The 22396-nt window shown below is 70.1% G+C and carries 17 protein-coding genes; 10 read left to right on the top strand and 7 right to left on the bottom strand.

Features of this window, described 5'->3' with window-relative positions; all coding sequences use genetic code 11:
• Window positions 1-56: 56 nt before the first annotated feature.
• The 3 genes from K7G59_RS05050 to K7G59_RS05040 form a co-directional block, all read right to left on the bottom strand.
• On the bottom strand, window positions 57-1295 hold the full coding sequence (locus K7G59_RS05050) for an SAV2148 family HEPN domain-containing protein (RefSeq protein ID WP_225830604.1): 1239 nt from the start codon (window positions 1293-1295) through the stop codon (window positions 57-59).
• Between the two features lie 112 nt (window positions 1296-1407).
• Complete coding sequence (locus K7G59_RS05045; RefSeq protein ID WP_225830603.1) at window positions 1408-2727, bottom strand: copper amine oxidase; 1320 nt, start codon at window positions 2725-2727, stop codon at window positions 1408-1410.
• 157 nt (window positions 2728-2884) lie between these two features.
• Complete coding sequence (locus K7G59_RS05040; RefSeq protein ID WP_225830602.1) at window positions 2885-3697, bottom strand: Tat pathway signal sequence domain protein; 813 nt, start codon at window positions 3695-3697, stop codon at window positions 2885-2887.
• 312 nt (window positions 3698-4009) lie between these two features.
• Between K7G59_RS05040 and glgX the strand changes: the two genes are divergently transcribed.
• Both glgX and treY read left to right on the top strand, forming a co-directional pair.
• Window positions 4010-6118: a glycogen debranching protein GlgX gene (gene glgX, locus K7G59_RS05035; protein ID WP_225830601.1), complete on the top strand. Its 2109-nt coding sequence runs from the start codon at window positions 4010-4012 to the stop codon at window positions 6116-6118.
• A gap of 131 nt (window positions 6119-6249) precedes the next feature.
• On the top strand, window positions 6250-8619 hold the full coding sequence (gene treY / locus K7G59_RS05030; protein WP_225830600.1) for a malto-oligosyltrehalose synthase: 2370 nt from the start codon (window positions 6250-6252) through the stop codon (window positions 8617-8619).
• Between the two features lie 177 nt (window positions 8620-8796).
• Here the strand turns inward: treY and K7G59_RS05025 are convergent, their stop codons facing one another.
• Window positions 8797-9294, bottom strand: coding sequence for an ATP-binding protein (locus tag K7G59_RS05025; RefSeq protein ID WP_225830753.1), 498 nt, complete (start codon window positions 9292-9294; stop codon window positions 8797-8799).
• A gap of 472 nt (window positions 9295-9766) precedes the next feature.
• Here K7G59_RS05025 and K7G59_RS05020 point away from each other — a divergent pair, with 472 nt between their 5' ends.
• The 5 genes from K7G59_RS05020 (at window position 9767) to K7G59_RS05000 (ending at window position 15332) form a co-directional block, all read left to right on the top strand.
• Window positions 9767-10516, top strand: a complete 750-nt coding sequence (locus K7G59_RS05020; protein WP_225830599.1) for a phosphatidylserine decarboxylase — start codon at window positions 9767-9769, stop codon at window positions 10514-10516.
• Between the two features lie 20 nt (window positions 10517-10536).
• Window positions 10537-11505, top strand: coding sequence for a dimethylarginine dimethylaminohydrolase family protein (locus tag K7G59_RS05015; RefSeq protein WP_225830598.1), 969 nt, complete (start codon window positions 10537-10539; stop codon window positions 11503-11505).
• Between the two features lie 30 nt (window positions 11506-11535).
• The gene (locus tag K7G59_RS05010) at window positions 11536-12864 is read left to right on the top strand and encodes an MATE family efflux transporter (RefSeq protein ID WP_225830597.1); all 1329 of its coding nucleotides are present in this window, start codon (window positions 11536-11538) and stop codon (window positions 12862-12864) included.
• 76 nt (window positions 12865-12940) lie between these two features.
• Window positions 12941-13759, top strand: coding sequence for an N-acetyltransferase (locus K7G59_RS05005; RefSeq protein WP_225830596.1), 819 nt, complete (start codon window positions 12941-12943; stop codon window positions 13757-13759).
• Window positions 13760-14216: 457 nt separating this feature from the next.
• Complete coding sequence (locus K7G59_RS05000; RefSeq protein ID WP_225830595.1) at window positions 14217-15332, top strand: glycosyltransferase; 1116 nt, start codon at window positions 14217-14219, stop codon at window positions 15330-15332.
• Window positions 15333-15388: 56 nt separating this feature from the next.
• Here K7G59_RS05000 and K7G59_RS04995 read toward each other — a convergent pair whose 3' ends face one another.
• Entirely contained in the window at window positions 15389-16318 is a 930-nt protein-coding gene (locus tag K7G59_RS04995; RefSeq protein WP_225830594.1) for a LysR family transcriptional regulator, read from the bottom strand.
• Window positions 16319-16462: 144 nt separating this feature from the next.
• Here K7G59_RS04995 and lpdA point away from each other — a divergent pair, with 144 nt between their 5' ends.
• Together lpdA and K7G59_RS04985 are read left to right on the top strand one after the other, a co-directional pair.
• Window positions 16463-17866: a dihydrolipoyl dehydrogenase gene (gene lpdA, locus K7G59_RS04990; RefSeq protein WP_374114190.1), complete on the top strand. Its 1404-nt coding sequence runs from the start codon at window positions 16463-16465 to the stop codon at window positions 17864-17866.
• 142 nt (window positions 17867-18008) lie between these two features.
• Window positions 18009-19259, top strand: a complete 1251-nt coding sequence (locus K7G59_RS04985; RefSeq protein ID WP_225830592.1) for a M14 family zinc carboxypeptidase — start codon at window positions 18009-18011, stop codon at window positions 19257-19259.
• Between the two features lie 143 nt (window positions 19260-19402).
• Here the strand turns inward: K7G59_RS04985 and K7G59_RS04980 are convergent, their stop codons facing one another.
• On the bottom strand, window positions 19403-19816 hold the full coding sequence (locus K7G59_RS04980; protein WP_225830591.1) for an SSI family serine proteinase inhibitor: 414 nt from the start codon (window positions 19814-19816) through the stop codon (window positions 19403-19405).
• Between the two features lie 73 nt (window positions 19817-19889).
• The gene (locus tag K7G59_RS04975; protein ID WP_225830590.1) at window positions 19890-20444 is read right to left on the bottom strand and encodes a DUF1707 and FHA domain-containing protein; all 555 of its coding nucleotides are present in this window, start codon (window positions 20442-20444) and stop codon (window positions 19890-19892) included.
• 176 nt (window positions 20445-20620) lie between these two features.
• On the opposite strand from K7G59_RS04975, the gene treZ reads away from it, so the two are divergent.
• Complete coding sequence (gene treZ / locus K7G59_RS04970) at window positions 20621-22366, top strand: malto-oligosyltrehalose trehalohydrolase (RefSeq protein WP_225830589.1); 1746 nt, start codon at window positions 20621-20623, stop codon at window positions 22364-22366.
• Window positions 22367-22396: the final 30 nt, after the last annotated feature.

The raw sequence follows: 22396 nt of genomic DNA, 5'->3' as shown, positions 1-22396 counted from the left end.
TTCGCACGCGGCACTGACAATCCGAGGGGCACGTTCCGCTTAGCCGGCTGGACAGTTCAGGACACCGGGCGCGAATCAGCCCAAGCCAGCTCGAATTCCTCACGGTATGTCGGGAGGAGTCCGGCTTCCTCGACGTCGTCCGGTTTGACCAAGTGACTGCCGTTGCGCAGCACCAGCACCGGCGACTCCATCCCGCGCGCCCCGCGCAGATAGGACTGCACCACCGCGACGCCGTCGGCGCCGTCGCCGTCCACCAGGTAGGCGGAGAAGCGGGGCGTCTCGTCGTAGACCTGGATCTCGAAGGCCCCCGGATCGCGCAGCCGGGACCGCACCCGGCGCATGTGCAGGATGTTCATCTCCACCGAGCGGCCCAGTTCACCCCGTTTCATCCCGAGTTCGCGCTCGCGGCGCTTGACCGCGCTGGAGGCGGGGTTCAGGAAGAGCAGCCGCACCCTGCACCCGGCCTCGGCGAGGCGGACCAGACGGCGGCCGGAGAAGTTCTGCACGAGCAGGTTGAGGCCGATGCCGATGGCATCCAGGCGGCGCGCGCCGCCGAAGATCTCCTCGGCCGGGAAGCGGCGCAGCAGCCGTACCCGGTCGGAGTGCACGGCGACGACGTCGGCGTACCGGTCGCCGACGAGGTCCTCGACGGCGTCGACGGGCAGCCGGCGCGCGGAGGGGACGTCGCCGCCCGCGCCAAGCATCTCCAGCAGTCTGGCCGAGGCACGTTCGGCCTGGTTCAGGACGGCCTCGGACAGGGCCCGGTTGCGGGAGACGACGTTACGGGTCACCTCCAGCTCGTCCAGGGCGAGTTCGAGGTCCCGGCGTTCGTCGAAGTACGGCTCGAAGCACGGCCAGTGCTGCACCATCAGCTCGCGCAGCTGGGGCAGGGTGAGGAAGCTCAGCACGTTGTCGTCGGCCGGGTCCAGCAAGTAGCCCTTGCGGCGGCTCACTTCCCGTACGGCGACCGCGCGCTGCACCCACTCCTGACCGGCCGGCCCGGCCGCGGCGGTCACCCACTCGTCCCCGTGGACGGGTTCGTAGATGGGGCGCAGGACAGCGGCCACGACCGCACGCAGCCGCTGTTCGACGAGGTTCAGCCAGATGTAGGCGCGGCCGGCCCGCTGCGCGCGGGTGCGCACCTCGAGCCAGGCATCGGCGCCCCAGTCCAGTTCCGGCCCGATGGACCCGGCGTCCATCGGGCGGGCCAGGGACACCGCGCCGGGCGGGACGTCTGGGGAGTTCCCCTCGTGACCCTCGCCACCAGGGGGCAGTTCCAGCCCTCCCGAGCCCACCCGTGCACCGCCTTCCGCCCCCGGTCCTTCCCCGTCCCAACGATCAAGGAAGGGTACTCCGGGAGCGGTCGGCGATGCAGCCGGATGGACAGGTCGGTTTCCCGGCCGCAGCTCAACTACGCGATCGCCAGTGGCCGTTCTGCCATGCGAGCGCGTCCGGAGTGAGCGGATTCATAGCCGTGACGTCCCTCGGGGCGATGGCGAAGCCCTGCCAGTGGACGGGCATGGGCTGCTGGTCCTCGTCCCGGGCTATGTGGTGGAAGCCCACGTTCATCCAGACCACCGGGTGCGTCAGCGTCTGGCCGTTGACCCACTTGTCGACGGAGACCGGGTGACCCTGGGCGCAGGTGGGGTTGTTGCTGGCGAACAGCTCGCACTTGTTGTAGTCGGTGAAGTACACATCATGCTTGGTGAAACCGCGGCCCGGGTACTTGGTGGTGGCTCCAGGGACGATCTCGTACGAACGGGCGTGCCCGTCCTTGTTCTTGCCGGTCGCGCTGACCACGCGCCACCAGCGGTAGGCCTTGTAGTCGCCCGCCAGTTCCTTGGTGACCCTGGTGTGCGTGGTCCTGGTGGAGGGGGCCTGGCGGCGTCCCGACGGCGGGGTGACCGCGGAGTCGTACTGCTCGATCTTCGTCTTGGAGGAGCCGTCGAGGCCGAAGTCCAGCCGCCAGAAGATGTTGTGGCTGTGGCTGGTGGCATAGGCGTGGGCGCCCTTGCCGAGGGGCCAGCCGCGTCCGTCGCCCGCGTCGTAGTCGGAAGGGGAAAGGCTGCCGGTGGCGCCGGCGTTCATGTTGATCAGGCCGTCGTCCTGGAACCGCCACTCGGTGATGTACTCGTACCAGCCGACCTTGTTGACCGTGTAGACGAGCAGGTCCTTGCCCTGCGCCTGGTAGACCTTGTTCGTGTCGTCGTCCAGCCTGCGGTAGGCGTGGCCGCGCGAACGCGTGGTCGTGCACAGGCCCTTGACGTTGTGCCCCGACCCGGAGTCGGGCACCCGGACGGTCTTGATGGTGCCGCCGGGGCATTCGCTCGGGGTGAGGTTGTCCAGGCCGTACGCGAAGCCCTGGCCGGTGAGGTCGTCCCACTCGACGCTGCCGTCGTCGTAGGGGACGTCGATCTGGGCGAGGCGGGCGCTGTTGAGGACCTTGATCGGCTTGGACTCGCCCTTGGGCTGGTAGGAGATGTTCTCCAGGACGAGGCCGGCCTTGCTGTCGTAGCGCCAGCACATCCGCCAGGTGGTTCCGGTGGAGAGCTTCTGCTCGATCCGGTAGGCGGTGCTGCAGGCGGGTGTGGCGGTGGTGGCCGCGGGGGCGGTCCCGGGCTGGGCGGTGGCCGGGCCCGCGCCGGCGGTGAACCCGGCGGCCAGGGCGGCCACACCGAGGCCGACGACCGCACGGCCGCGGGCGCGGCTCAGTCTGTTTGCGCGCATGGCGAAGGTAACTCCCTCATGCAAAAGGAAAACGGGAAAGGTCTTGTCGGTCGCGACTCAGGACGGTCGCCGACTCAGGACGGTCATCGACTCAGGACGGTCGTCGACTCAGGGCCGTCGTAGGTTCAGGGCCGTCATAGGTTCAGGGCCCGTGAGTTCAGGGCCGTTCGAGCTTCGCGGCCTTGCGGGCGCTCAGGTCCACGACGTACCAGCGGGTGTCGATCCACGGGCCGTTCTTGACCTTCACGAACAGGCGCGCGCAGCGGTGCTCGCCGCACTTGTCGAGCACGGCGGGCTGCCCGCCCGGTGTGGCCCGGTAGACCGCGCCGCCCAGCGCCAGCTGGTTCGGGGAGGTCAGCTCGTGTCCGGTGGCGTCCTTGTAGTCCGCCTTGAGGCCCGTACCGACCAGGTCGGCGATCAGGAGCCGGGCCGCCTCGGTGTTCTCGGCGGGGCTCAGCGGCGGCTGGACGCCGTGGCTGACCTGGGTCGACTCGACCTTTCCGGTGTCCAGGTCGACCGTCTTGGTGACGAGCGAGTCGTCGCGGTAGTCGTAGAAGGTCACGTCCGCGCGGCGCGGTGCGTGCGGGTCGTCCACTTCGTCGGCCTCGGGGTCGGCGAGGTCGGCGCTGAGCCGCTGCGGACCGCGGCCACCGGTGACGTTCTGGCCCGTGCGGAGCAGCTGCCCGCCCAGCGCGATCGTGTCGACCCGCCGGATCTCGTCGTCGGTCAGCGGGTCCAGGCCCGTGCCCTTCTTCGCCTCGGCGGGCGCCTGCTCCACCACGCCCGGCCGGACCGCATCCGGCCCCTGGTCCGCTCCTCGCGCGGCCTGGGTGCCGTTCCTGCCCCCTCCCGTGTCGTCCGCTCCCGCCGTCCCCGGCAGGGTGATCGCGACCATCGCGGCGGTCCCCGCCACCGCCAGGGCCGCACCGGCCACCATCTTGCCCAGATGGCGGTGCACTATCTCGCGCACATCTTCCCCCTACTCCCCTCGGTCCCCGGGAGTACGTGTTGCCCCACTGGTTCGGCACACGGCTGGTCCACAAGTGGTCCGTGCGCACTGGTCGGCCGGTAAGAGGGACGCGAGCCGCGGGAGGTTCCCCCGTTTCCGGGAGGTCGGGGAACTCCCGGTAGCCGGGGGCTTCCGGGGACCGCAAGGATTACGAGGCCCGCGGGCACCGTACCGTCGTACGCAAGCACGGCCTTAGCGGTGACGGACAACTTTCGGGGAGACTCGCGGCCGACGCCGCCCCGGCGGAACGGCAGACCTGCGAGAGTCGTGTCCATGCAGGTCTGGCCTGGCGAGGCGTATCCGCTCGGCGCCACCTACGACGGCGCCGGAACCAATTTCGCGGTCTTCACGGAGGCCGCGGACCGAGTAGAACTGTGTCTGCTGCGCGACGACGGCTCGGAGACGGCCGTGGAGCTGCGCGAGAGTGACGCCTTCGTGCGGCACGCGTACATGCCGGGCGTGATGCCCGGCCAGCGCTACGGGTACCGGGTGCACGGCCCGTACGACCCCCCGCGCGGGCTGCGCTGCAACTCCGCGAAGCTGCTGCTCGACCCGTACGCGAAGGCGATCAGCGGTGCCGTGCGGTGGGGAGAGGAGGTGTACGGCTACCACTTCGGCGCGCCGGAGCGGCGCAACGACCTGGACTCGGCGCCGCACACCATGACCTCCGTGGTGATCAACCCGTACTTCGACTGGGGCGACGACCGGCCCCCGCGTACCGCGTACCACCACACGGTGATCTACGAGGCCCACGTCAAGGGTCTGACCATGCGTCACCCGGGGCTGCCGGAGGAGCTGCGCGGCACGTACGCGGCGCTCGCACATCCGGCGGTCCTGGAACACCTGACCGAACTGGGCGTGACAGCGCTCGAACTGATGCCCGTTCACCAGTTCGTGGACGATCACCGCCTGGTCGACATGGGCCTGAGCAACTACTGGGGCTACAACACCATCGGCTTCTTCGCCCCGCACAACGCGTACGCCTCCTGGGGCGACCGCGGTCAGCAGGTCCTGGAGTTCAAGTCGGCGGTCCGGGCACTGCACGAGGCCGGCATCGAGGTCATCCTGGACGTCGTCTACAACCACACCGCCGAGGGCAACCACCTGGGCCCGACGCTGTCCTTCAGGGGCCTCGACAACCCGTCGTACTACCGGCTCGCGGGCGATCCCCGCTACTACATGGACACCACGGGCACCGGGAACTCGCTGCTCATGCGGTCCCCGCACGTCCTGCAGCTGATCATGGACTCGCTGCGGTACTGGGTCACCGAGATGCACGTCGACGGCTTCCGCTTCGACCTCGCGGCCACCCTCGCCCGGCAGTTCCACGAGGTGGACCGGCTGTCCTCGTTCTTCGACCTGGTGCAGCAGGACCCGGTGGTCTCCCAGGTGAAACTGATCGCCGAGCCCTGGGACGTGGGCGAGGGCGGCTACCAGGTGGGGAACTTCCCGCCGCTGTGGACCGAGTGGAACGGCAAGTACCGCGACACGGTACGGGACCTGTGGCGGGGCGAACCGCGCACCCTCGCGGAGTTCGCGTCCCGCCTGACGGGCTCCTCCGACCTCTACCAGGACGACGGACGCCGCCCGCTCGCCTCCATCAACTTCGTCACCTGCCACGACGGTTTCACCCTGCGCGACCTCGTCTCGTACGACCACAAGCACAACCAGGCCAACGGCGAGGACAACCGGGACGGCGAGAGTCACAACCGGTCTTGGAACTGCGGGGTGGAGGGTGAGACCGACGACTCGCACGTGCTCGCGCTGCGCGCCCGGCAGATGCGCAACTTCGTCGCCACGCTGATGCTGTCCCAGGGCGTGCCGATGATCAGTCACGGCGACGAGTTCGCACGCACCCAGGGCGGCAACAACAACGCCTATTGCCAGGACAACGAGGTGTCGTGGCTCAGCTGGCCGGAGGCCCCCGGCGAGCTGCTGGAGTTCACACGCGCGATGGTCCGGCTGCGCCGGGACCACCCGGTCCTCCGCAGGCGCCGCTTCTTCCACGGGCGGCCGGTGGAGGGCATCCACGACGAGCTGTCCGACATCGCCTGGTTCACCCCCGAGGGCCGCGAGATGACCCAGCGGGACTGGGACTCGGCGCGGGCGTCCGCGCTCACGGTGTTCCTGAACGGCAACGCGATCTCCGAACCGGGCCCGCGCGGGGAGCGCGTCACCGACGACTCCTTCCTGCTGATGTTCAACGCCTCCCCCGGCCTGCTGGACTTTGCGGTGCCGGTCGACCACGGCCGCCAGTGGCAGGTGGTCGTCGACACGGCCCGCCCCGAGGGGGTGCCGCCTGGGTGGGGAGCGAAGGTCGGGGCGGGTGACCGGATCACCCTGCCGGACCGCAGCCTCACGGTGCTGCAGCGCCCGGCGTAGGGGGCCGCGCCGCCGAGAGCGTACGCCGGGCGGGTGAACCCCGGGAGGCAGGCGGGGCCGGCGAGCCGCTCACGGGGGACCGTGCACGGGGTGATGACACGAAAGCAGGCGGGCTGGGTACGTACCCTTTCATGACTTCTGCGCGACCCGGACCGGGGGTGCCCACGGCCACCTACCGGCTGCAGCTCCAGCCCGTGTTCCCGTTCGCCGCCGCGGCGGCGGCCGTACCGTACGTGGCGTCGCTCGGCGTCTCGCACCTGCACCTGTCCCCCGTGCTGGAGGCCGTCCCCGGCTCCGCCCACGGCTACGACGTCGTCGACCACGCGCGCGTACGCGAGGAACTGGGCGGCGAGGAAGGGCTGCGGGCGCTGGCGCACACCGCGCACGAGCACGGCCTGGGCCTGGTGCTGGACATCGTGCCCAACCACATGGCGATGGCACCCCGGTACAACCCCGCGCTGTGGGAGGTGCTGCGAGAGGGCCCCGGGTCTCCGTACGCCCGCTGGTTCGACATCGACTGGGAGGCGCAGGACGGGCGCGTGCTGCTGCCCGTGCTCGGCGGTCCGCTCGGCTCGGAGCTGGAACACCTGGTGGTCGACGGGGACGTCCTGCGCTACCACGACCACGCCTTCCCGCTCCGCGCCGGCACCGAGGACCTGCCGCTGCCCCGGCTGCTGGACGCGCAGTGGTACCGCCCGGTGTGGTGGCGGCTGGCCCGGACCGAGCTGAACTACCGGCGTTTCTTCAGCATCTCGCAGCTGATCGGGGTACGGGTGGAGGACCCCGAGGTGTTCGCCGCGACCCACGCCAAGATCCTCCAGCTGCTGGCGGACGGCGTGGTGGACGGACTGCGCGTCGACCACCCCGACGGGCTCGCCGACCCCGACGGCTACCTGGCGCGGCTGCACGAGGCGACCGGCGGATGCTGGACGGTCGTGGAGAAGATCCTCTCCTCCGGCGAACACCTGCCGGCCTCCTGGCCCGTCGCGGGCACCACCGGCTACGACGCCCTGCGCCACGTCGACGGACTGTTCACCGACCCGGACGGGGCCGGTGAACTGCTCGCCGCGTACCGGAGGTTCGCCGCCCCGCAGACGGACCGCGGCGGAGACTGGGAGTCCACGGCGCGGCGCGCGGCCTACGAGGTGCTCAGACACGAGCTGGCCACGGAGACGGACCGGCTCACCCGGGTGGCGGCCCGGCTGTGCGCCGCCTCACCGGACCTCACGCTGCGCGACCGGGCGCCCTGGGCGCTGCGCACGGCACTGGAAGAGCTGCTGGTGCGACTGCGCGTGTACCGGCCGTACGCCTCCGGCGACGCCTCCGCCGTCGTCACCGCTCAGGCCGCCGAGGAAGCCAGGCCCGCCTTTGCCGTACCCGAGGAGGCCGGGGCCGTGGACGTCGTACGCCGGCTGCTGACCGAGGCGCCCGGCACGGGACCGGAGGAGGACCGGGCCGCCCGGGACGACTTCCGCGCCCGGTTCGCGCAGACCGCGTCGGCACTGCGGGCCAAGTCGGTGGAGGACACCGCCTTCTACCGTTACGTGCCGCTGCTGTCGGCGACCGAGGTGGGCGGCGATCCGGGCCGCCCGGGCGTGTCACCGGAGGGGTTCCACGCGTACTGCGGGCGCGTGCAGCGCGACTGGCCGCTCACCGGCACGGTCGTCTCCACACACGACACCAAGCGCAGCGCCGACGTGCGGGCCGCCCTGGCCGTGCTCACCGAGTGCCCCGGCCGCTGGGCGCAACTGCTGGCGGAGGTGACCCTGGCCGAGGAGGGCGTGCCGGACGGGCAGTTGGCCTGGGCGGCGTGGCAGACGGTGTTCGGGCTCGGTCCCGCCGAGGAGGAACGGGTGCGGGAGGCGCTGCTGAAGCATGTGCGCGAGGCGGGCATGTACACCAGCTGGACCGAGCAGGAGCCGCCGTACGAGGACGCGGTGGCGGCCTTCGTGGCGGCGGGGCCGTGCGGGCCGCCCGGTGAGCGGGTGGCGGCGTTCCGGAAGACTCTGGAACCGCACATCCGGGCGAACGTCCTGGGCACCGCGCTGGTGCAGCTGACGATGCCGGGCGTGCCGGACGTCTACCAGGGCACGGAGGGCGAGTACCGCGCCCTGGTCGACCCCGACAACCGGCGGCCGGTGGCGTTTCCGCCCCCATCGCCCGGCGAGAAGGACGCGCTGACGACTGCGGCACTGCGCCTGCGCGCCCGCCGCCCCGCCGCCTTCGGCGCGACGGCGACCTACGCACCCCTGCCCGCCGACGGCCCGGCGGCACGGCACTGCACGGCCTTCGTGCGCTCCAGTGAGGTGGTCACAGCCGTCACCCGCCTGTCCCTGCGCCTCGCGGAGTCAGGCGGCTGGCGGGACACACGGCTGTCGCTGCCGCCGGGGCGGTGGACGGACACGCTGACGCCGGGGAGGGAGTTCACGGGGAACGCGCGCGTGGCGGACCTTTTCGAGCGGCTGCCGGTGGCGTTGCTGGAGCGGGTCACGGATGCCTGACGGGCGGGCTGCATGAGGCCGTCGGCGACCGTCCACCACCGACGCGCCGCCGCACCCGGCGAGGCCGTGCGCTGTCGACGTCCGTGGTTGCGGGTTGCTGTCGGGTCCGGTTGCCGTCAGGGCAGGAGGGTGAGTGCCGATGCGTGTATTGGGCGGACGACGCCGAAGTGACGGCGGTCAAGCGTCGCGCCGCGGTCCACTCCCAAGCGTTCGGCCGCGGCGATCACCTAGGAGTCGACTCCGCCGAGAGGGAAGTCGGCGTACCGCCGGACCAGTTCGGACGAGCGCGTACGCCGCCCAGACCGTCTTGCCCGGCCCGTCCGGGCGCAGGTTCCAATCCCAGCGGGCGGCCAGGTGGGACACGAGGAGCAGCCCCCAGCCCGTCTCCTCGGTGCCGGTGGCCGCGGGATCGGCGGGGCGCCTGGGGAGGCGCTCGGCGCGGGTGTCGGTGACCTCGACGCGGACGGTCCCGGAGCCGGGTACGACGTGGAGACGGAAGTGGAAGTCCCGGCCGGCGACGCGACCGTGCCGGACCGCGTTCGAGGTCAGCTCGGCCACGATCAGCAGGATGTCGTCGTGCGGTCCGGTGCCGTACGGGACACCCCATGCGTCCAGCCGTACGGCGGCCAGCCTTCGGGCGAGGCGGGCTCCGCGCGGGGAGGAGGTGAAGCGCATCTCGAAGATGTGGCCTTCGGCAAGGTCTTCGTGGACAGCCGACGGCAAGGGCGCAATGGGGGCGGTGGGGCCTCCGGCGACGCCTCCGCCGTCGTCACGCGCAGGCCGCCGAGGAAGCCAGGCCCGCCTTTGCCGCACCCGAGGAGGCCGGGGCCGTGGACGTCGTACGCCGGCTGCTGACCGAGGCGCCCGGCACGGGACCGGAACCGCGCCTCGCGCCATGGCCACCTGCCGCAGCCTCGCCATCGGCATCCCCCTTCGCCTCGCGGGGAGCGCCAACATCACAACGCCCGGGACGCCCGCCGGCCGCTCGCCCTGCCCAGGATCTCGTGATCATGAACAGGACATCATGACGCTTTACCGAAGCCCTGTCCTGTGGCCAAGCCCTGGGGAGTTGTAGCCTGAACGGGAGAACTCCACATAGTCTCACTGTTTGTCTCAGCCTCTGAAGACCTCTGTGTGTGTGGTCCACATGTCCAAGGAATTGCGAGAATGGATAGAGAGCGACGTCGCCCAGTTCAGAGACAAGCCGGTGAGCTGGCTCTCGTCGCATAATTTCTTCCGCGACCCAGTACGTCCAGTCTATTCGGATATCAGCTACTTCCTCGCGCCGGCGGACGGGGTGATCCTCTATCAGGACGAGGTGGGGCCCGACGAGAGTCTTGTCGACATCAAAGGGCGCCCCTACTCGCTGCGCGAGGCCCTGCGCGACCCCTGCTACGACAGCCGGAGCATCGTCGTCGGCATTTTCATGACGTTCTTCGACGTGCACGTGAACCGCATAAGTTATCCGGGGCGTCTGTCGTACTGGCTGCTCGATGCGGTAGATACGACGAACCGTCCCATGCTCGGCGTCGAGAAGAGCATTATCGACGACCTTCGGATATCGCTCGACGAAGCAGACTACCTCCACCAGAATCAGCGCGTCGTGAACCGTATCGACTCGCTGCAGCTCGGGCAGTCTTATTTCATCCTCCAGGTCGCCGACTATGATGTCGACTCCATTACTCCCTTCGGGCTGCGCCAGAACTGGCCAGTCGCCCAGGGAAGGCGATTCTCGCAGATCCGCTACGGCTCTCAGGTGGATCTCATCGTACCGCTCTCACCATTGTGGGAATTTCTGCCGACACAGCCCGTTCACTGCCATGTCGAGGCAGGGATCGACACGGTCATCGAAATCAAGGAGAGGAAGAGGAGGAAGGGGGCCGTCCCATCGCGTTAGCCACTTGCCCAGGAGCAGCGATGCAGTCCACCATCATCGACACCGGAGCTCCGGCTGACCATCCCCAGTACCAGCCGCGCAACCCAACGCAACTGGAGCGTCCCGCATTTCTCCTCAACGCCCCTTTCTCCTACTCCACCGAAGCCGCCAACAACGTGTGGATGGAGGAGCTGCGGCCCCAGGACCGGGTGCCCGACATGCGCAGGGCGATGGCCCAGTTCCTCGACCTGTACCGTTTCCTGGCCGGTGATGCGCTCGTCTGCATCCTCCCGACCCCCCGGATCGATGGGCTGCAGGATCTGGTCTTCACAGGAAATCTCGGAATCGTGCTGACCCACCTGGAACGCACGCCCGTAGTGGTGTCCAATTTCGCATCGGAGCCCCGGCGGGACGAAACCGAGGTCGGCGTACGGTTCTTCGAACTTTTCGGGTACGAGACGCATGTCGCCCCGCACAAATTCGAAGGGGAAGCCGAGCTCAAGCACCTGCACGGCAACGTCTACGCCGGAGGATACGGCCAGCGCTCCGAGCCGGAGACCTACAGCTGGATGGAACAGGTATTCGACATGGATGTCGTCAAAGTCCGCGAAAAGGACCCGTACCTCTACCATGTCGACTGCACCATTTTCCCGATCACCCGGGAGGACACACTGGTCTGTACAGAGTTGTTCGAGCGCGAGGAAGTCGCCGAGCTTGAAAAACGCACCAACATCATCGATGTCTCCTACGATCACTGCTTCGCCGGCATCTGCAACTCGGTGAGGTGTGCCAACACCATCGTGAACTCATCTCACATCCACGAGCTGAAGGCGGGGACCGAGGACTACCAGCTCGAGCTGCGCAAGAACCGTAAGCTCGAGGACATCGCCGCAGAGCATGCGATGGAAGTGAGCTACCTGAATCTTTCCGAGTACCACAAGGGCGGGGCGCTGCTGTCCTGCATGGTCATGCACCTGAACCGGTACTCGTACGAATTCACACTGCTGTGAACCAGACCTGAAGGCGGGAACGGAAGGGCTGTGGCACCGGAATTCGGGCGGGTGGTACGCACGATGACCGCGCCGATCCTCTGCGCCGAGATCGGCGACGCGGCCATCCAGTTCACCGACACGGCGTTCCTCGGACGGATCGGCTCGGCCGAGCTGGCGGCCATCGGATTTGTCGATTCGCTGATCGAGGTCGCCGTCGTCCCGGCGATCGGCCTGATCGGAGCGATGCAGATCGCCGTCGCCCGGAGAACCGGTCAGCAGCGTGAGGACGAAGTTGCTGCGACGTTCGACCGTACGATTCGCCTGGTGCTTCCGACGGTGATCGGCATCGGACTCTTCCTGCGTCTGGGAACCGAGGCATACGCCGACCGGATCATCGACTCCGCGGCCGTCGCCGCGGCCATGGCGGACTTCTTTCGGTACGGGGTGTTCGGCGTCGTGTTCTTCGCCCTGAACTTCGCTTACAGCTCGTTGTACGTGGGCATCGGGCGCACCCGCATTCTCGTGGCCGCCACGGCCCTCGTGTTCTGTGTCAACCTCGCCGTCACCTACCTTCTGGTGTTCGGCCGCGCCGGTGCGCCGCGCCTCGGCATGGAAGGCGCCGGCATCGGTTTCGCCGTGGCGGAGGCAAGCACACTCGTCTTCTTCGCTCACCGTGCCAGGCGTCAGATCGGGGTCGGCGGGTGGACGTTGATCCGTCCTCGCGTCATCGGTGGTGTCTCGGCGGCTCGGCTGCTGCGCCTCGGCTGGCCGATCAGCGGGCACTTCCTGATCGAAACGCTGCGCTGGGTGGGTTTCCTCCTGATCGTGGCGCGGATCGGTGAGGACGCGCTCGCTGCATCGAGCATGGTGTTCGCCTGCTACGGCCTGCTGATCATTCCGGCTGTCGCCTTCAGCGAGGCCGCCTTTTCCCTCGTGAGCAATTTGATAGGGCGTGGCAGAGCAGGCAGCATGTCGGCCCTGTTGCACACACTGGTGACGAGTGCGTACGCGATCACCCTTCCACTCGCCCTGTTCGGCGCCCTCTGGCCCGGTGCAGCACTTTCATTGTTCACCGGCGATCAGGCGACCATCGCGGCCGCTTCCGCACCGCTTCGGATCGTCTCCTTGGTGATGCTGGTCATGGTCCCGGCCGAAATGTGGTCCGCCGCCGTTTTCGGCACCGCGGACACGGCCATCGGATCACTGATCGAGTTCATCGCGAGCGGAATCATGATCGGAGCCGCCTACCTGGCCGAGGCCGTCCTCGGACTCGGCCTGACCTACGTCTGGGCGACGCTCGGTCTCGCGGCCGTGTTCACCCTGGCGGCCTCCTACGGCCGCATACACGCAGGCGCGTGGCGGAGGCACAGACTGTGAGGCCGCCACGCGCTCGGGACCATGAGGTCGTCCAGCGCGCGCCTCGAAGATCTGCCGCAGAGAGGAGGTCGTGAGCATGGAACGCGAAGCGGTGACACGTACCAAGCAGCAGTCCGTCGAACTGTTCACGCTCAGCCAGCGCCCAGAACTTGAGGATCAGGTGGAACTTCTGCACGAGAGGTCCTGGGACAAGTTCCTCGACGGAGCCCCTTGGGACTACTGGGACTCACTTTTCGATGTCTTCGCGGATTATCAGCTACTGCTGTGCCATCCACACGACACCGTTGTTGCGGCCGGACACACCGTCCCCTTCATCTGGAACGGCACCGTGAAAGACCTGCCCTCAACCCTCGATGAAATCATCGAGCGGGGATTGAACGCCGTTCGTCATGGCCGTAAGACCACTACGCTCTCCGCTCTGGCAGCCATGGTCATGCCGGAGCAGCGGAACCAGGGTCTCAGTTCCCTTCTGGTTCGAGCGATGCGTTCGCTCGCTGCTCGGCATGGGCTCGAGTCTCTGGTCGCACCCGTCGGCCCCATTCTCAAGCACCGCTACCCGCTGACGCCCATGGAGCGGTACATGCACTGGAAGCGGCCCGACGGCTCTCCTTTCGACCCGTGGATACGGGTCCACTGGCAGTTGGGCGCTCACATCCTGTGCGTCGCCCCCACCACGGCGATCAGCACCGGAACCGTCGCCCAGTGGGAGGAGTGGACCGGTATGAGCTTCCCTGAGAGCGGCTTGTACGTCGTGCCCGGCGCGCAGCAGCCGGTGGACATAGACCGGGAGCGCGACATAGGACGCTACGAGGACCCGGGTGTCTGGATGCGGCATCCCCTCACGCCCGGGGAAGACGACCGGGCCGACGATGACGACCGCCCCGAAGTCCGATGAAGAACGCACCCGCCATCTACGCGCGTCTCTTCCCTGACACCGGCATCGCGGCTTCCACCGGGCCAGTCCCATCGCACCTACCGGGACATCATGCACGCACTCTGGCCGGCACTCCGTCGGGCCCGTCTCACGGAGGGGCGGCTGTACGGGGGGGCTTGACCCCACCTTGAGCACGGATGAAAGACCACCTTCTCCGGCGATCTGGCGATGGCAGAGCAGGCTGCGGTCGACGGGGTCGCACCACGACCGGTCACAGCCCGAGCATCCACGCGATCCGCTGCCCTGACAGCCGGCGTCACGCGACGGCCCGTCTGCACCGCTCAAGGGCATTACGGACAAACCGCAGAACAGATCAGCGATCAGAGATAACTCATGAATCGAGGCAACCGAGTGCCTTCAACTTCCTTCTGTTCATAGTGGCTGATCTGTTCGAGTCTTCATCATCAGGAGTACCTGCATGACCGTTGCGTCGCACCGGTGTCCCCGGGTTTCCGTCATCATTCCCGTGTACAACGCCGTTGATCACCTGCCCGAGTGCCTGGAGTCGATCACCGGGCAGAGCATCGGCCTGGACTCGGTCGAGGTGGTGGTGGTCGACGACGGCTCCACCGACGGAAGCGGGGCGCTCCTCGATGAGTGGGCGGCTCGCCACCCGCAGGTCATACGCGTCGTGCACCAGGAGAACTCCGGTGCCCCTGGAGGGCCTCGCAACCGAGCCATCGCCCTGGCTTCGGGGGAGTTCCTGTTCTTCGCCGATCCCGACGACTACCTGGGCACCGAGGCCCTGGAGCGCATGGTCGCCGCCGCTGACCGCAACGACTCCGACGTCGTACTCGGCAGGATCGCAGGCGTGGGCCGCACCGCCCCCACCGTTGCGTTCAAGCGGAATGTCGAGGGCGGCGACCTTTTCACCACGAACGGCGTGTGGACCCTCACGGCCCACAAGTTATTCCGCCGCTCCATGGTCATGGAACACAACCTGCGCTTCGCCGAAGGCGTCCGCCTTGCCGAGGAGCAGATGTTCATCATGGGCGCCTACTTCGCCGCCCGGTCCGTGTCTGTGGTCGCCGACTACGACTGCTACTACCTGGTCCGCCGCGACGACTTCCCGCACCTCACCCAACAGCTCCCGGAACCCGCCTCGTTCTTCGGCAACGTCGGCAACGTGCTGGACCTGGTCGCAGCCCATGTCCCGCCCGGCGAGAAACGGAACAAGCTGCTCAATCGCTGGCTCACCCGGGAGATCCTCGGACGCTTCGCGGGCCGGTTCGCCACACAGCCCGAAGAGACCCGCGAGTTGTACGTGAAACTCGCCGGCGAGCTGATCAGCAAGCACATGCCCGACGAGCTCATCGCCGCGCTGCCGCCGCTGTCGCGCCTGCGCTGCAGACTGCTGACCGCTCGCGCCACCGACGAGCTCACGGCACTCACCACCTTGGTGCCCAAGCCGAAGCCCGAGCCGAAGCAGGCCCAGCCCGCGCAACCGGCCAAGGCGGCCATGCGGTTCAAGACGCTCAGCCGACTCACTCCCCGGCGCATAGCCCGCAGCGTCAAAAGGCGTCTGGCTCCCTGAGCGGTCGCACCTTCCGGTCGACAGGCGACGCCCGCTCAGCTCATCAGAGACACGGCTCAGGCGGTCAGCTCGGCGTCCGGGTACGGGCATGTCGTTGACGCGCCGAGGGTCGGCCAGACGGCGCGCAGGAGGTCCACGAAGGCCTCGGCGGCTCCGGTGGGCGGCACGCGCGCATAGACGCTCAGGGGGCGCTTCCAGGGCGGGTCGGGAGTGAGTACCACGCAGTCCTCGCCGACCGCGCCGCGCACGAGGTGGGCGGGCGCGGTGCACACCCCGACCCCGGCGGCGGCCATGCGCACGGCGGTGGAGGTGTGCTCGGTCCACACGGCGGTGCGGGGTCTGAACCCGGCCTTGCCGCAGGCCCAGTCGAGGAAGCGCTCGCCGTGGACGACGGGTTCCATGGCGCAGCGGATCCAGGCGCGGTCGGCGAGTTCCGGGAGTGTCACCGTCGCACGGCCCGCGAGCCGGTCGTCGAACGGCACCACAAGGACCAGTTCCTCCTCCCCGACCGGGACGACGGTGCCGGGCGGGTCGGCGGGCGCCGGGCCGACGGCGAGGTCGGCGGTGCCGCGCTCCACGGCTTCCTCCAGGGCCTCGGCGGTGGCGTACTCGTGCAGCCGCAGCAGGACCCGGGGGTGGGTCGTGCGCCAGCGGGCGAAGACATCGGGCAGGGCGCCGACGGCGATGGAGTGCAGGGCGGCGACGTGCAGTTCGCCGCCCTCGGCACCGGCGGCGGCGCGGGCCGCGCGGTGGGCCCGGGTGGCGCTGCGGACGGCGAGTTCGGCGTGCGGCAGGAAGGCTCGGCCCATGGGGGTGAGGCGCACCCCGCGCGGCCGGCGCTCCAGCAGGGCGCCGCCGACCGATTTCTCCAGGGCCTTGATCTGGTGCGAGAGGGCGGGCTGGGTGACGTGCAGGGCGTCCGCCGCGCGCGTGAAGGACGCCTCCTGGACGACCATCAGGAAATACTCCATCTGCCGCAGGCTCAACTCCGCGCCCTCCCCGGCCGCTCCTGCCTCTGCATCCCCGGCATCCCCTTCGTCCGCCACACCTCATGAAGAGTCTGCATGGATTCCACAAGAACATTGCCTTGGACTCATGACAAGGGGCGGGCGGAAGGTGGGGACATGACCATGGACACAGCGGACGTCATCGTGATCGGCGGCGGCACGGGCGGGTACAGCACCGCGCTGCGCGCCGCGTCCCTCGGCCTCGATGTCGTACTCGTGGAGCGCGACAAGATCGGCGGAACGTGCCTGCACCGGGGCTGTATTCCGAGCAAGGCGATGCTGCACGCCGCCGAACTCGTGGACGGCGTCGCGGAGGCGCGCGAGCGCTGGGGGGTGAAGGCCACGCTGGACTCGGTCGACTGGGCGGCTCTGGTGGCCACCCGTGACGACATCGTGGCGCGCAACCACAAGGGAGTGCAGGCGCATCTCGCGCACGCGGGTGTGCGGGTGGTGCGCGGCAGCGCGCGGCTGACCGGGGCGCGCACAGTGCGGGTGGAGGGCGGGGACGACTTCACCGCGCGCCGTGGGATCGTCCTCGCGACCGGTTCGCGCCCGCGTACGCTCCCGGGGCTCGCACCGGACGGTCGCCGGGTGGTGACCAGTGACGACGCGCTGTTCGCACCGGGGCTCCCAGCGTCTGTTCTGGTGCTCGGCGGCGGCGCGATCGGCGTCGAGTACGCCTCCTTCCACCGTTCCATGGGCGCCGAGGTCACCCTGGTGGAGGCCGCCGACCGGATCGTGCCGCTGGAGGACGCCGATGTGAGCCGTCATCTGACGCGCGGCCTGAAGAAGCGCGGGATCGACGTGCAGACGGGCGCGCGGCTGCTGGACGCGGAGGTGCGGGAGAACAGCGTCCGCGCGCGTGTGCGCACCTCACGGGGTGAGACCCGGGCGGTGGAGGCGGAGCGGCTGCTGGTGGCCGTGGGCCGCGCGCCGGTGACCGAGGGCCTCGGCCTGGCCGCGGCGGGCCTGACCACGGACGAGCGGGGCTTCGTCGTACCGGCGCGCTGGGACCGGCTGGAGACCGCCGTGCCGGGCGTCCACGTGGTGGGCGATCTGCTGCCGCCGCCGTCCCTCGGGCTGGCCCACGCCTCGTTCGCCGAGGGTCTGCTGGTGGCGGAGACGCTGGCCGGGCTGCCGTCGGTGCCGGTCGACTACGCGGCGGTGCCCCGGGTGACGTACTCGTCGCCGCAGACGGCGTCGGTGGGTCTGAGCGAGGCGGAGGCACGCGCGCGCGGGAACGCGGTCGACGTCAACACGATGCCGCTGACCGCCGTCGCCAAGGGGATGGTGCACGGGCAGGGCGGCATGGTGAAGGTTGTCGCCGAGGCCGGTGGCGGGCAGGTGCTCGGCCTGCACCTGGTGGGCCCGCACGTGTCGGAGATGATCGCGGAGGGCCAGCTGATCGTCGGCTGGGACGCCCAGCCGACGGACGTGGCCCGGCATGTGCACGCGCACCCGACGCTGTCGGAGGCGGTGGGCGAGGTGTTCCTGACCCTGGCGGGACGCGGGCTGCACCAGCAGTGAACCCAGGCACACAGCGGCGGGTCCGGCCGCCGTGCCGGTGCACCGGGGCGCCAGGGCCCCGAGCGCCTTCCCCGCGATGTGCTTGACAGTTCACCCATGCCGTGCGGCACTGGGAGGGCGAAGCCGGGCGGACTGGTCGGGGGTGAGTCTCCTGCCGGAGCTGCGCTACCCCAGTGTTGCCGAACTCGTTGCCTGTGCACGGGCGTTGGCTGCTCGGGACTCCGGCCTGTGCTCCCTCAGACAGGTGGGCGCCTCCCGGGCCGGCCGCCCCCTGCACCTGCTGTCCGTCGGACACGCCAGGCGGGCGGTGCTGGTGGTGGCGGGCGCCCACGCCAATGAGCCGACCGGCGGCTCCACGCTCCGGGTGCTCGCCGAAAGGGTACTGGCCGAGCGGCAGTTGCGGGCGGACACCTCGTGGCACTTCCTGCTCTGCGCCGACCCGGACGGGGCGAGCCTGCATGTGACCCCGGCGCCGCGCAGCCTGCTCGACTACCACCACGGCTTCTACCGGCCGACGGGCGCGGAACAGCCGGAGTGGTCACCCTCGGTGCTGCCGCCGGACCGGCTGCCGCCCGAGACGCGGGCGCTGACCGGGGTCATCGACGAACTGCGCCCGTATCTGCAGGTGACGCTGCATGGCACCGAACTCGGCGGCAGCTGGGTGCAGTTGACGAAGGAGCTGCCGGGGCTGGTCGAGCCGTTCGCCAAGTCGGCGGCGCAGCTGCACATTCCGGTGGAGACGGGCGCGTCGGACGCCGCGGGCTGGCCCGCCTCCGGCCCCGGGGTGCATGTGATGCCCGGGCCCGAGTCCGGCGTCGCCTACCCGAGCATGCCGGACGACGCCCGGCACAGCACCTGGTACCACGCACACCGGTACGGCGGTCTGACCGCCGTCGTGGAGGTGCCCATGTGGGCCAGCGACCTGGTGGACGACCCGGCGCCGCATCCGGCCCCGGCGCCGGCGATGCGGCGCCTGGCGCAGCGGCTGCTGCAGGACGCACTGAAGGTCGAGCGGATCCTCGCCGAGGCGCAGCCCCGGCTGGAGGGCGCGGACGGGCCGCTGCTGCGGGCCACCCGGTGGGCGCTGGACCTCGTCCCGGGCCTGGCTCAGGACTGGATCCGCACACCGCCGGCGGGCACGACGATGGCCCACATCGGCAGTGTCGACGCATTCGGGCGACGGCTGCCGCTGCGGGCGGCGGCGATGCTGCTGCGGGTGCTGCGGGCGGCGGACGACCGGGCCGCCCCCGGACTGGAGCAGCTCGTCGCCCTGTGGTGCGACGCCTTCGCGGAGCGTTTCCGGGCCCGCTGGGTGCCGTTGCAGCACCAGGTGGAGCATCAGGCCCGGACGGTGCTGGTCGCGGCGCGGCACGCACGTGACCGGGGGGCGTGAACCACCGCGACCCACGCCCGCCCGGCCACCCCGCCAGCCGTCCGATCGGCCCGTCAACCGTCCGGCCAAGCCCCGTCAGCCGACCGGTCGGCCCGTCAACCGTCCGGCCGGCCCTCCGGTCAGTCGTCCGGCCGGCCCTCCGGTCAGTCGTCCAGGGCGAAGACCGACCCCGTCCGCCCGTTCATGACGCACCGGTTGGAGAACGTCTCCTGGTAGACGACGTGCCGTCCGTTCCACTGCCCGCGCGCGCGGGCGGTCACGGGGGCGTAGATCATCGGGCAGAAGACGTGTTTGGGGGGGATGCGGGTGATGTCGCCGTCGGCCGCCGCGAGTTCGGCGCACGCCTGGGCCGCCTGCGCGTGGCCCAGCGGCGGGTCGCACAGCAGCAGGGTGCGGCGCGTGTCGCCGGAGTGTGCGTCCCCCCGGGTGACGGTGAGGTGGAGCCAGTTGCGCGGGAAGCCGTCGTGGGCCGCCGCCCGGGCCGGTTGCGTGGCGAGGAGGGATACGGCGGCCAGCAGGGCACCGGCCGCCGCTGTCGCTCTGGTGATGTACGTCATGTCCGTTGCATCGGCACGGCGGCGGGCGTTCCCCATCCGACTCACCCGAACGGGACCCGCCCTCGAACGGGTATCAGCTCGCGGCGAGCCGGAACGCCATCCGCCCGAAGCCGACCTGATCGCCCTCGCGCACGACGACGGCGCCGATCACCCGGCGACCGTTGACGGTGGTGCCATTGGTGGAGCCGAGGTCCTTGAGCACCCACAGGCCGCCCTGGAGGCTGAGCTCGGCATGCACGCGGGAGACGGTCTCGTGGTTCAGCCGCAGCCCGCTGGCGGGGTCACGGCCGATGCGCAGCGACTGGGCGCCCGCCTGGCGGGGCAGCAGCAGCTTGGGCAGCCGTTCGGCCTGCCAGGCCCGGCGCAGCCGTACGGTGAACCCGGACACGGCCTCGACGGCGCCGAAGACCGCGCGCGAGACACGGTTCCCCTCCCGGGGCAGGTCGGCGGTGAGGGCGGCGAGTTCGTCGGCGCGGCGGGCCGCGAGGGCCAGTTCCATGCGGCGCACGAACGTGTCGTGCGACAGCCGGCCCATGGCGACGCCGTCACGCAGCAGCTGCAGCGCCTTGTCCCGCTCCGCGTCGGACAGCCGCGCGGGGTACGTGGAGAACTCGAAGGACGACGTCACGCAGGTGATTGTCGGTCAGTGAACCCCGGGTGTCCAGAAAAGGGAAAAGGGGGCCACGCGCGCGTACGTCCGCGACACCCGCTGGGAAAGGAGCGGAATTCGAAAGCGCACTGATCGTGTTCGCGGCACGATGGACGGGCTTGACATCACGGTGGGCAGACGAAGGGGAACCGTCCGTGCAGTTCGAGGTGTGGGCACCGAAGGCAGAGCGAGTGACACTCCAGTGCGAAGGCGTCAGGTGCGCATTGGAGCGCGACCCGGAGCGCAGCGGCTGGTGGACGGGTGAGGCGGAGGCACGGGACGGCACCCGGTACGGGTTCGCGCTGGACGACGGCCCGGTGCTGCCCGACCCGCGCTCGCGCCGCCAGCCGGACGGACCGGACGGTCCGAGCGCGGTCGTGGACCACGGGCGGTACGCGTGGCGTACGGCGTGGCCGGGGCGCCCGCTGCCGGGCGCGGTGCTCTACGAGCTGCATGTGGGCACGTACACCCGCGAGGGCACCCTGGACGCGGCTGCCGCCCGTCTCGGGCACCTCGCGGAACTCGGCATCACCCACGTGGAGTTGATGCCGCTGTGCCCGTTCCCGGGGCGGCACGGGTGGGGGTACGACGGGGTGTCGCCGTGGGCGGTGCACGAACCGTACGGCGGTCCCGAGGCACTGAAACGGTTCGTCGACCGGGCACACGAACTCGGCCTGGGCGTCGTCCTGGACGTCGTGCACAACCACCTGGGTCCGTCGGGCAACCATCTGCCCGCGTTCGGGCCGTACTTCACCGACACCCACCACACGCCCTGGGGCGCGGCGGTGAACCTGGACGCGCCCGGCTCCGACGAGGTGCGCGCCTATCTCGTGGACAGCGCGCTGGCGTGGCTGCGGGACTACCGGCTCGACGGGCTGCGGCTCGACGCGGTGCACGCGCTGCACGACACACGCGCGTGCCACTTCCTGGAGGAGCTGTCGGCGGCCGTGGACGGCCTCGCCGAGGAGCTGGGACGACCGCTCTTCCTGATCGCCGAGTCCGACCTGAACGACCCGCGGTACATCACCCCGCGCGCGGAGCACGGGCTCGGCCTGCACGCGCAGTGGAACGACGACTTCCACCATGCCCTGCACGCCGCCCTGACCGGCGAGTCCCAGGGCTACTACGCCGACTTCGCGCACGCCCCGCTCGCCGCGCTCGCCAGGACACTCACCGGCGGCTACTTCCACGACGGCACGTACTCCAGCTTCCGGGGCCGTCGCCACGGCCGCCCGCTGGACCGCGCCCGGGTGGCCGGGCACCGGCTGCTCGGCTATGCGCAGACCCACGACCAGATCGGCAACCGGGCCCAGGGCGACCGGCTTTCCGCGCTGCTCTCCCCCGGCCTGCTGGCCTGCGCGGCCACGCTCACGCTGACCGCGCCGTTCACGCCGATGCTGTTCATGGGCGAGGAGTGGGCGGCGGGCACGCCGTGGCAGTTCTTCACCGATCACACGGACCCGGAGCTGGCCGACGCGGTACGCCGGGGCAGGCGGCGGGAGTTCGCGGCACACGGCTGGGCCGAGGAGGACGTACCCGATCCGCAGGACCCGGCGACCCGGGACCGTTCCTGCCTGGACTGGTCGGAGCCGGAGGCCGAGCCCCATGCGCGCGTGCTGGCCTGGTACCGGCAACTGCTCGCGCTGCGCCGGACGCAGCCGGACCTCACCGATCCCGACCTCTCCGACACGAAGGTGGCGTACGACGAGGAGGCCCGCTGGCTGGCCCTGCGCCGTGGGGACGTCCGGGTGGCGGTGAACCTGGGCAAGGAGCCCGCCGTGATCCCGCTGGGCACCGGCCGGGTGGAGGTGCTCGCCGCCTGGGACCCGGTGACAACGCCGGGCCCGGACGGGCTGCTCCGGATGCCCGGGGAGTCGTGCGTGGTGCTGCTCCAGCCGTGAGGCGCGCAGGCGCTGGAGCGCACATGGCTG

The organism is Streptomyces sp. NK08204 (genome assembly GCF_020400585.1).
In the GTDB taxonomy this organism is placed as follows: domain Bacteria; phylum Actinomycetota; class Actinomycetes; order Streptomycetales; family Streptomycetaceae; genus Streptomyces.
The sequence above is the reverse complement of the archived record's forward strand: the minus strand, read 5'-3'. Positions and strand labels throughout refer to the sequence as shown.